The 11,312-nt window shown below is 38.6% G+C and carries 8 protein-coding genes; 5 read left to right on the top strand and 3 right to left on the bottom strand.

Translation table 11 applies throughout. From position 1 onward, the window contains the following. Positions 1 to 134: 134 nt before the first annotated feature. A complete protein-coding gene (locus ACK1JC_RS16470; RefSeq protein WP_409512919.1) occupies positions 135 to 824 on the bottom strand; it encodes a TIGR04219 family outer membrane beta-barrel protein in 690 nt (229 codons plus the stop codon). A gap of 138 nt (positions 825 to 962) precedes the next feature. Between ACK1JC_RS16470 and ACK1JC_RS16465 the strand changes: the two genes are divergently transcribed. The 4 genes from ACK1JC_RS16465 (at position 963) to ACK1JC_RS16450 (ending at position 5,041) form a co-directional block, all read left to right on the top strand. Next, a complete protein-coding gene (locus tag ACK1JC_RS16465) occupies positions 963 to 2,408 on the top strand; it encodes an aldehyde dehydrogenase family protein (protein WP_409512918.1) in 1,446 nt (481 codons plus the stop codon). 67 nt (positions 2,409 to 2,475) lie between these two features. Continuing rightward, positions 2,476 to 3,063, top strand: a complete 588-nt coding sequence (locus ACK1JC_RS16460; RefSeq protein ID WP_409512917.1) for a DUF1287 domain-containing protein — start codon at positions 2,476 to 2,478, stop codon at positions 3,061 to 3,063. Between the two features lie 344 nt (positions 3,064 to 3,407). After that, on the top strand, positions 3,408 to 4,886 hold the full coding sequence (locus ACK1JC_RS16455) for a sodium-dependent transporter (protein WP_409512916.1): 1,479 nt from the start codon (positions 3,408 to 3,410) through the stop codon (positions 4,884 to 4,886). 11 nt (positions 4,887 to 4,897) lie between these two features. Further along, a complete protein-coding gene (locus tag ACK1JC_RS16450) occupies positions 4,898 to 5,041 on the top strand; it encodes a methionine/alanine import family NSS transporter small subunit (protein WP_409512915.1) in 144 nt (47 codons plus the stop codon). Between the two features lie 217 nt (positions 5,042 to 5,258). Here ACK1JC_RS16450 and rsmB read toward each other — a convergent pair whose 3' ends face one another. Together rsmB and fmt are read right to left on the bottom strand one after the other, a co-directional pair. After that, a complete protein-coding gene (gene rsmB / locus ACK1JC_RS16445) occupies positions 5,259 to 6,569 on the bottom strand; it encodes a 16S rRNA (cytosine(967)-C(5))-methyltransferase RsmB (RefSeq protein ID WP_409512914.1) in 1,311 nt (436 codons plus the stop codon). After that, positions 6,569 to 7,528: a methionyl-tRNA formyltransferase gene (gene fmt, locus ACK1JC_RS16440; RefSeq protein ID WP_409512913.1), complete on the bottom strand. Its 960-nt coding sequence runs from the start codon at positions 7,526 to 7,528 to the stop codon at positions 6,569 to 6,571. The genes rsmB and fmt overlap by 1 nt, the downstream gene beginning before the upstream one ends. Before the next feature lie 596 nt (positions 7,529 to 8,124). Here fmt and ACK1JC_RS16435 point away from each other — a divergent pair. Continuing rightward, the coding region (locus tag ACK1JC_RS16435; protein WP_409512912.1) for an ESPR-type extended signal peptide-containing protein at positions 8,125 to 11,312 on the top strand (3,188 nt) is incomplete at its 3' end.

The raw sequence follows: 11,312 nt of genomic DNA, 5'->3' as shown, positions 1-11,312 counted from the left end.
AAAATCGGAACAGATGTTAATTACGGTAGTCTTTGTAAGTTTTTACGTACAAAAAAGCAGATCGTCTGATCTGCTTTAGTAATGATTAGGATGATTCGCTTTCTTAATTAAATACTTTAATTGAGTACTTTCAATTAGAAGTGAGCATCTAGACCAATATAAGGGCCTTTAAACTCAAACTTCATATCACGGCTTTCTGTATCATCTAATTCAATATTTAAAATACGATAGCCTGCTTTTAAGCCAACATCAGCAAGCATGCTTTGTATAAAATTGTATTGAATTTCTGCTTGAGCGTCAGTGATTTTTACATCATTTACATTGGTATAAGTGGCTTCAGCTTTCGCATTTAAACCTGTGAAAGGTAATTTTACGCCCGCCGCAGCATAAATAATTGGTGCATATTCATCGACATTGAGTGATTTACCAAATTGTTTTACATCACCATTTAAACGTGTTGCACCGACACCAATATCAGCATCTACAATATTGTCGAGTATTTCATAATAAAGAATTAAATCGGTATGATCGAGTTTAAGTTCTGTATTTGCTAGACCGTATTGATCTGCTTCAGTATCGAAATTAAGCTGTGTATATTTTGCTTTGATATTTGGAATAAGTGGAATTGGGTGCTCAAAAGCAGCAGAAATTTGCACTGTACCATCACGGTCAATATCTTGATCTGCTAGGTTTTTTTCATCAATATTGGCTTTGCCATCGACATTCCAATAGCTAATATCACCTTTTAATCCGATGAAATCTGCTTGTGCAAATGAACACAAACCTAAAGTTACTGCTAAAACGGATAATTGAATATTTTTCATAATGCTCTCATTGGTGGAAATGACATTTTCATTCCCTTGTTTTGTTACTGAAACACCTTTCATTCGGTTTCAATATGAGCGCATGATATAGCGGTTGAAGTATTTTTTCATTATCAGAATGTATATAAAGAGGAAATCATGACCTTGTCTACGCAAGAAATTTTAGAATTACCTTTGTATGTCGCTGGAAAAGCGGTTAAAACAACACAATGGTTAGATGTACATTGTAAGTTTAGTGGGAACATTTATGCACGTGTAGCATTGGCAGATGATAAGGTCTTAGAAAGGGCTATTTCAGCAGCGGTAAAAGCTGAACAAGAAATGGCAGCATTAAAGCCCTTTCAAAAACAAAAGATTTTATTGCATTGTGTTAAGCGTTTTAATGAAATGCGTGATGAACTGACAGAATTATTAATTCTTGAAGGCGGTAAACCTCGTAATGCAGCGGCAGCAGAAGTTGAACGCTTGATTAATACTTTTCAAATCGCGGCAGATGCTGTTTCTACACTTGATGAAGGTCGCTTAATGCCTTTAGCTGTGACTGCAGCAGCAGGGTCATATCGTGGGATGGTGCGGAATATCCCTATTGGGGCTGTATCGTTAATTAGCCCTTTTAATTTTCCATTAAATTTAACCGCACATAAAATTGCACCTGCAATTGCAGCAGGTTGTCCATTTGTTTTAAAACCTGCAAGTTTAACGCCAATCTCTGCTTTAAAAATTGCCGAAGTTTTAGCGGAAACTGATCTACCTAAAGGCGCATTTTCAGTATTGCCTTGTCAGCGTGAACATGCTGATATTTTAGTGACCGATGACCGTTTTAAGTTGCTCAGCTTTACGGGTTCTGACCAAGTAGGTTGGGACATGAAAGCTCGCGCAGGTCGTAAAAAAGTGACTCTAGAGCTAGGTGGCAATGCAGCGGTACTCATTGAACCTGATACTGAAGTAACTGATGCTTTGATTGATCGTATTATTGGTGGGGCATACGGACATGCAGGTCAGGTATGTATTAGCATACAACGTATTTTAGTGCATGCCGATATTTACAGCGATGTGAAGAAAAAATTAGTCGCTAAATTAAAAAAAATTAAAGTCGCTGATCCATCTTTAGATACAACGCTTGTCGGGCCAATGATTAAAGAAGCTGAAGCTTTACGTCTGAAAAAATGGGTCGATAAAGCCGAGAAAAAAGGCGCAAAAATTCTCAATGGTGGTGTGTTGAGCAAGAACTTATTTGAACCGACATTACTTGAAAATGTTGATGAAACTTCAGAAATTTATAAAGATGAAGCTTTTGGACCTGTTGCTATTTTAGAAAAGTATAAAGATTTTGAAGCAGGAATTTCCACCATCAATAAGAGTCGTTTTGGCTTACAAGCGGGTGTGTATACGCAGAATCTTAATAAGATGCTGTATGCATGGGATCATTTGCATGTTGGCGGTGTAATTATTAATGATATTCCAACATTCCGTGTCGACAATATGCCGTATGGTGGTGTGAAAGATTCAGGTTTAGGACGTGAAGGCATTCAGTCTGCGATCCGTGATATGCAAGAAGAGCGTTTATTGGTGATTAAACAATAAAATGAATTTTAAGGAGCTTCGGCTCCTTCTTTTAGTTTTGAATTATAGATTTTGAGGAGATATAACGATGATTAAAGTCTCTATTGTACGATTAACATTTTCACTTTTTCTATTGCTACTGAGCCTACAACTTTGGGCTTTTCAGTCGACACAATTGGTGAAAGATGCACGTTCTCAAATTGGACAAACCTTGTATTATGATCCTGCTTATTCAGCTTTGAAGTATCCAATGGGTGATGTGCCATTGATTAAAGGTGTCTGTACCGATGTTGTGGTACGTGCTTTGCGTCATCAAAATATTGATTTACAACAGCGCATTCATGAAGATATGAAAGAAAATTTTAAAAATTATCCCCAAAAATGGGGGCTGAAAAGTCCCGATAAAAATATCGATCATCGACGTGTGCCGAATATTCAGACCTATTTTCAACGTCAAGGTTATGTAGTGAAAGATCAGAATTTCAAAGCTGGAGATATTGTCACTTGGGATTTAGGTAAAGGTTTAGTACACATTGGTATTGTTTCAAATCAAACCACTTTATTTTCTAAAACACCTTTGATTATTCACAATATTGGTCGAGGAACTCAGGAGAATGATATTTTGCATGAGTATAAGATTACAGGTCATTATCGCCTTCCGACTCAACTTAAATAGATTAGCTAAAAGTTGAATATAGTCTGGCTTTAAAGCATGAGTAAAAAAAATAGCCTAAAAAAACGACCAATAGCAGTTGAATGCTTAAATTATTCAGTAGAAAACGGTACAAATTACAGAAAAACTTAAGAAAAACAGGTATTGTTGCATCATTAAACAGTGATTTTTGCTGGCGTTCTTTAACCAAGAATGCTAGTAGGATGACTGGTTTGCAATGATAACAAAGTGCTCAAAAGGCGCTGTTGAATTCAAACAACAAAATTTAAATTCTCGGTACTTTTTTATCCGCAATATGACCAATAACAAGCGGAAAAGAAGGCATCTACAAAAAAATTAGGTGTTTTATGACAGATTCTCGTGAGAACTGGACATCACGATCAGGCTTTATCATTGCAGCGGTTGGATCTGCTGTAGGGCTAGGTAATATTTGGCGTTTTCCTTATGTTGCGTATGAAAATGGTGGTGGTGCATTTTTAATTCCATATTTGATTGCATTAATTACTGCGGGTTTACCGCTGTTATTTTTAGATTATGCGACAGGACATAAAAATAATACTTCTCCTCCAAAAGCGTACCGTGCATTATTTAAAGGTGGTGAAACGTTAGGTTGGTGGCAAGTATGTGTGTGTATCGTGATTGGTTTGTACTATGCGAGTGTACTGACTTGGGCAGGAAGTTATGTTTACTTCTCTGTGGGACAAATGTGGGGAAGTGATCCTGAAAGTTTCTTCTTCAATACTTATTTGCTAACGTCAAAAGCATCAACCTTTGATTTTCAATTTGTCAGTCATTTATTTTGGCCGATCACAGGAATTTGGGTACTTACACTGATCATTTTATTTGGTGGTGTGAAAAAAGGGGTTGAACTTTCCAATAAAATTTTTATGCCTTTACTCTTCATTTTGTTTACGATTCTTGTGATTCAAGCATTACGTTTACCGGGTGCAGCTCAAGGCTTAAATGCATTTTTTACCCCGAACTGGTCTGCGATGATGGACTATAAAGTTTGGCTTGCGGCTTATGGTCATACCTTCTTCTCGTTGTCTGTGGGTTTCGGCATCATGGTGACTTATGCCTCTTATTTAAAGCCAAAAACTAATTTGACAGGTTCGGGTCTGATTGTTGGTTTTGCCAATGCATCGACTGAAATTTTGGCAGGTATTGGTATTTTTGCGGCATTGGGCTTTATGGCTTTTGCAGCAGGAAAACCTGTTGATCAAGTGGTGAGTGGTGGTATTGGTCTTGCATTTATTGCATTTCCTAAAATCATTTCAAGCCTAGGTTCAGGTGCAGATTTATTTGGCTTATTATTCTTTACTTCGCTTTTCGTTGCGGGTATTTCTTCAATGGTTTCGATCCTTGAAGTGCCAATTGCAGCAATGCAAGATAAGTTAAAGTGGAGTCGTAAAAAAGCGGTAGCCATTATTGGTGGTGGTAGTGCGCTTGTTTCAATCACTTTATTTTCAAGTGTTAATGCGATTAAACTTGTTGATATTATTGACCATTTCATCAATAACATCGGCATTATCGGTGGTGCTTTATTGTCAATTATTACTGTAACTTGGTTCAAGCGTTCAGCATTGATTGAGCTTCGTGATCACGTGAACCGTATTTCTACTGTTCAATTGGGTAAAGGTTGGGATTTCACACTGACGGTTATCACATCACTAATTTTACTTGTGACATTGTGTATGACAATCTTTAGCTTAGTGACCAAAGGCTATGATACTTATAGCTCAAGTATGTTGATGATTTTTGGTTGGGGCTGTGTGGCATTCTGTGCGGTTGTTGCACTTGTACTTAGCCAAGTTAAAGATCGATAAGGAGCTGAACAATGAATACTTCTGCAATCATTATGATGATTATTTCAATGGTTTTTCTTTGGGGTGGTTTGATTCTTTCGATCTTACACTTGATGAAAAACCCTGAAGAGCTGGATGACGTTCTTGAAGATATAAAAGATCAACATACCCTTTAATTTTGTATTTCAAATACAAGTTTAGGCGTTAAAAAAAGCAGGCTTTTAAAGCCTGCTTTTTTGTGTCAGTTTTAAATCCTCCCCCCCTTGCGAAGCAATGCTTCTTACCTTTTTCAAAGGAGGGAGCTTTCATCAACGAAAACTTATTGATATTGATGATTTTCCTTCTTTTTAAAGATGAGCAACGAAGTTGCGCAAGAGGGAGATTTTTAAGATTTTATGCAATCTTTTCAATACGGCAATAATAGAAACCATCACCATGACCGACTTGTGGTAAAAGCTGACGACCGTGAATTTGTTCAATGCCCCAATCCGCTTCAATTTTTACTTCTTGCGCATTGGCATGATGAGCAAAGAACTCAATCATTTGCTGTTCATTTTCAGCTTTTAAAATAGAACAAGTAATGTAAAGTAAAGTACCACCAACTTTCAGTTGCGACCACATATTTTCCAAAATTTGCTTTTGTAAAATCACAGTTTTTGCAATGTCAGTAGACTGACGCAATAAACGAATGTCAGGATGGCGACGAATCACACCCACTGCAGAACACGGTGCATCAAGTACGATACAATCTGCAAGCTCAGGTGCTGACCATTTCGCAGCATCTGCAGTAATAACGTCAACGTGTTTACCATCAAGCAATAAACGATCTAGATTTTCAACTACACGCTTTAAGCGCTTTTCATCTTGATCAAGTGCAATCAATTTTTTCACATCAAAAGTTTCTAAGATATGTGCAGTTTTTCCGCCAGGTGCAGCACAGGCATCAATCACAAACTTACCATCTAAATTTGGCAATAATGTTGCACAAAGCTGAGCGTGTTCATCTTGTACTGAAAAACCACCTGCTTCAAAACCAGGTAAACTTGGAATATGCAGGCTTTCATCCATCACAATACCGACTTTAGAAAGTTCACAACGATGCGCATCGATGCCTTCATCTTCCAAAATATCAAGGTATTCTTCACGGCTAACTTGGCGAGTATTGACACGTAAAGTCAGTGGTGCAGTTTGTTTTAATTCATAGCTGAGTTCAGCCAAACGTTCTTCGCCCCAATCTTTTTTCAGGCGTTTAGCAAGCCAACTTGGTAGGTTTGATGCCTGCTCAAGTACATCATAAAATTGTTCAGACTCGCGTGTAGCACGACGTAATATTGCATTTACCACACCGCTTAAACTTTCCATTCCCAATTGTTTGGTAGCTTCAACAGTTTCTGAAATTGCAGCATGAGCAGCGACACGTGTGCAAAGTAATTGGTATAAACCCAAATATAAACACGTTTCAACAAGTTCATTTTCAAGTGGTTTTGCAAGCAATGGTAATGTCACTTGTTTTAGCGCATGCCATTGACGCAAGCAACCGTAAACCAACTCATGATAGAGCGCACGGTCTTTGTCTGACACGATATTGATATGCTGATTTAAAACTGAAGAAAGCGATTGACCATTTTGGACAGCCAATAACGTTTTCACAACCTGAGCACGTAAGTTTAAGTTTTTACCTGAGGCGTGGGGAGATTGCTTCATTATAAAATGTGTCCAACAGTAAGTTTTTGAGTTTGATTAATTTGTACAGCGTTTAGGGCTTTGCCACCCGGCCATTGTAAATTGGTAATGCAAATACAGCGTTGATCGCCACATGCGACATGCACGCCATGTTTATCGAGAAGTAAAATTTCGCCTGCTTGAGCTTGCCCTGCATTGACATCTGACAATGATGAATTCCAAATACGTAAGTTGTTATTTTCATCGAGCGGTGTAAATGCGACAGGCCATGGATTAAAAGCACGAATATTACGGTCAATAGCAACTGCGGATTGTGACCAATCAATTTGCGCTTCAGCTTTTGTTAATTTATGTGCATAAACTGTCAGTGCTTCATCTTGCACTTCACGATTATCCAAAGCAGTTTTGAGCGTATCTTCAGATTGTAAAACAGTACAGATGGCTGTCGCACCTTGTAGCGCAAGTTTGTCATGTAGGCTTGCCGATGTGTCATCTGCGGTAATTGGGCAAATGGTTTTGAGCATCATATCACCTGTGTCTAAACCTGCCGCCATTTTCATAATGGTCACACCTGTTTCTGCATCACCTGTGGCAATTGCACGTTGGATAGGTGCAGCACCTCGCCAACGAGGTAATAGTGAACCGTGAATATTGAGGCAACCATATTTGGGTGTGTCTAAAACCACTTGCGGCAAAATAAGTCCATAAGCAGCAACGACCATGACATCGGCATTTAAAGCCTTGAGTTCTGCTTGTGCGGCTAAACCTTCTTCTGTTGAAGATTTAAAATGTAAAGGTTGATAAACAGGAAGATCATGTTCGAGTGCCAATTGCTTTACGGCAGAGGCCGTTAGTTTTTGCCCACGACCAGCTTTGCGGTCAGGTTGCGTATAGACAGCAACAATTTCATTGTTGGTATTTAACAATGCCGCCAATGCACTTGCAGCAAATTCAGGCGTACCTGCAAAAATAATTCTCAAAGCTCTGGCTCGATATAAAAGATCTGGTGTTGATTATAGCAAAGCTATTTTTATGAAATACTAATAAATGATCACGAACATAATTTAGAAAAAAAACAAAGTTAAATTATGTAAACTAATCAATTATAAAATGTAGTAAAAATAAGAATAAAAATGCCAAAAAAAGTCACAAATAGTCAATAAAGGTAATTTATTTCAAGTTATTTTGAATTTAAATTTAATAATAATTGGTATTTTTTAATATTTTGAATCAAATATATATATTAATAAACATAATGAATTTAATGGAAAATGAACATAGTGGATGCTAGTGACGTTTTTGAAATAAAAAAGCCAATTATTTCACATAAAATTGATTGCTTTTTTTGTGAACAGATTGTTAAATAAGGGAAACGGTTTGTATGAATTATGTGCAAAAGTAAGGGGTATAAAAATCTACGCACACAAAAAACACAAGACTACAGGTAATAACAATCTGTAGTTTGAAAAGGAATAAGCAAAAAAAGATCAAGTTACAGAACAATTCTGTAGCGAAAACTAATGAGTGTTTGCAGACCAAAAAATATTCTGCAACCACGAACCAATAGGAATACATAATGAACAAGATTTATAAAGTCATCTGGAATGCTACTTTGGGGACGTGGGTTGCAGTGTCTGAACTCGCTAAAGGTAAAACAAAATCTTCTAAAGTCACGGTAATTATTGGTGCTACAACTGTTGCTTTGATGGTAACTTTTAGTCCAAATGCGATGGCAGCTTATACTGCTGGCGGGGGAGTCGATAATAGTCGTTCTACTACAGGCTTAGCTATAGGGAATGGTAGTAATGGTTCAGCTACTGTTGGAACAAATGGTGCAGAGGCGATTGCAATAGGTGCGACTACACGAGCTAATGGTTCTCAGTCGACAGTGATTGGTAATGATATTACGGGTAATGGAGATCAATCTGTAATTATCGGTTCTAATTTTAATAGTAATATGACGATTTCTACAGGGAAAGGTGGGGTAGCTGTTGGTAGTGGTTTAACGACTACCTTAAAAAGTCCTATGGCTAATGGTATAGGCTCTGTAGCAATTGGTTCAAGTGGTGATACTTCTGCAAATAGTAATTCTTTAAATGGCGCTGTAGCATCAGGTAATCATGCTTTGGCTTTAATGGCAGGTTCAACTGCTAGTGCAAACGATACAATTGCAATAGGAACAAATGCTGGTGCTATTTCTGATAAGAGCATTGCACTTGGTGCAAATGCTGATGCTGGTCGATCAGGAGGAGTAGCAGATGTTAATGCAATAGCGATTGGACAAAATACCAAAGCATATGCATATAGTATTGCATTAGGTACTGGTGCAAATGCTGATAATGCTGGATATTTACGCACAGACGGTGGTATTGCAATTGGTAATGATGCAACAGCTGGTAATATTAAAAGCGGTATAGCAGTTGGTAATAGTGCAAATGCAAGTTTAGATAATTCAGTTGCATTAGGGAATAATTCCAAAACAATCGCGATGTCAAAAGCAGCATACCTTACAAATCAGGCTACTACAGCTGCTGTAGGTGTAGTTTCCGTAGGTTCTGATACACAAAAACGTCGTATTCAAAATTTAGCGGATGGTGCTGAAGACACAGATGCTGTAACAGTTGCCCAGTTAAAAGCAACGAATCTTAAATATGAGGGTGATGTTAGTACAACAAACTCAGTAACGACTGGAAATAATTTCGCTAGAAAAATTGGGGAAACCTCAAAAATTGTAGGTGGTGTAACAGATACAACAAAACTCGCTGATAATAATATTGGTGTTGTTTCTAATGGGACGGACACACTTACAGTTAAGTTAGCTAAAAATATTACTATTGATAGTGTTACCACAGGGAATAGCAAACTTGATAATTCAGGCTTGGTTGTAAAAGATGCAACAGGCGGATTGAGTGTTACCAAAGATGGTATGCAATTCGTTAATGCGGATGGTACGACACAGACGCCAAATACAGCGAGTATTAGCAAGACTGGTGGTGTAAATGCTGGTAATAAAGTAATTACCAATGTAGCAAGTGGTGGTACGACAGCATCGAATGCGGCGAATATTGGTGATGTCCAAGCAGCGGCAGCGGCAGCAAAAACAATCGTTGCCCAAGGGAAAAATACCACTGTTAGTAAAACAACAGATGCAACAACGAAAAACGATACTTATACAGTCAATGCAGATTCAGCTAGCGTATCGACTTCAAGTGCCTTATCGGTGGTGAAGGGTACAAAAGATGCTAATGGCAATATTGACTATGCTTTAGACCTATCGGCGGCAACAAAAACCGACATTAAAGCGGGTACAGATGCTAAAACTGCGGTAGATAGCAAAGGATTAACATTCACTGGTGATAGTGGAACGACAGGGATTAAAAAGCTTGGAGATGCTGTAGCGGTTACGGGTGATCCGAATATCACGACAACAGCAACAGCAACAGGCGTACAAGTTAAACTTAATCCGAATTTGAATGTGACTAGTGTTACCACAGGCGCATCAAAACTAGATAACACAGGTTTAACGATTACAAATGCTGATCCGACGAAGACAGTAAGCGTAACGAATGCAGGCATTAATGCAGGCAACAATGCGATTACCAATGTAGCAAGTGGTGGTACGACAGCATCGAATGCGGCGAATATTGGTGATGTCCAAGCAGCGGCAGCGGCAGCAAAAACAATCGTTGCCCAAGGGAAAAATACCACTGTTAGCAAAACAACAGATGCAACAACGAAAAACGATACTTATACAGTCAATGCAGATTCAGCTAGCGTATCGACTTCAAGTGCCTTATCGGTGGTGAAGGGTACAAAAGATGCTAATGGCAATGTTGACTATGCTTTAGACCTATCGGCGGCAACAAAAACCGACATTAAAGCGGGTACAGATGCTAAAACTGCGGTAGATAGCAAAGGATTAACATTCACTGGTGATAGTGGAACGACAGGGATTAAAAAGCTTGGAGATGCTGTAGCGGTTACGGGTGATCCGAATATCACGACAACAGCAACAGCGACAGGCGTACAAGTTAAACTTAATCCGAATTTGAATGTGACTAGTGTTACAACAGGCGCATCAAAACTAGATACCACAGGTTTAACGATTACAAATGCTGATCCGACGAAGACAGTAAGCGTAACGAATGCAGGCATTAATGCAGGCAACAATGCGATTACTAATGTAGCAAGTGGTGGTACGACAGCATCGAATGCAGCGAATATTGGTGATGTCCAAGCAGCGGCAGCGGCAGCAAAAACAATAGTTGCCCAAGGGAAAAATACCACTGTTAGCAAAACAACAGATGCAACAACGAAAAACGATACTTATACAGTCAACGCAGATTCAGCTAGCGTATCGACTTCAAGTGCCTTATCTGTGGTGAAGGGTACAAAAGATGCTAATGGCAATGTTGACTATGCTTTAGACCTATCGGCGGCAACAAAAACCGACATTAAAGCGGGTACAGATGCTAAAACTGCGGTAGATAGCAAAGGATTAACATTCACTGGTGATAGTGGAACGACAGGGATTAAAAAGCTTGGAGATGCTGTAGCAGTTACGGGTGATCCGAATATCACGACAACAGCAACAGCAACAGGCGTACAAGTTAAACTTAATCCGAATTTGAATGTGACTAGTGTTACCACAGGTTCATCAAAACTAGATACCACAGGTTTAACGATTACAAATGCTGATCCGACGAAGACAGTAAGCGTAACGAATGCAGGCATTAATGCAGGCAACAATGCGATTACCAATGT

The sequence above is a fragment of the Acinetobacter sp. TY2 genome (assembly GCF_046269225.1).
In the GTDB taxonomy this organism is placed as follows: domain Bacteria; phylum Pseudomonadota; class Gammaproteobacteria; order Pseudomonadales; family Moraxellaceae; genus Acinetobacter.
Note: the sequence above shows the minus strand (reverse complement) of the source record. Positions and strands in the feature narration are given on the sequence as shown.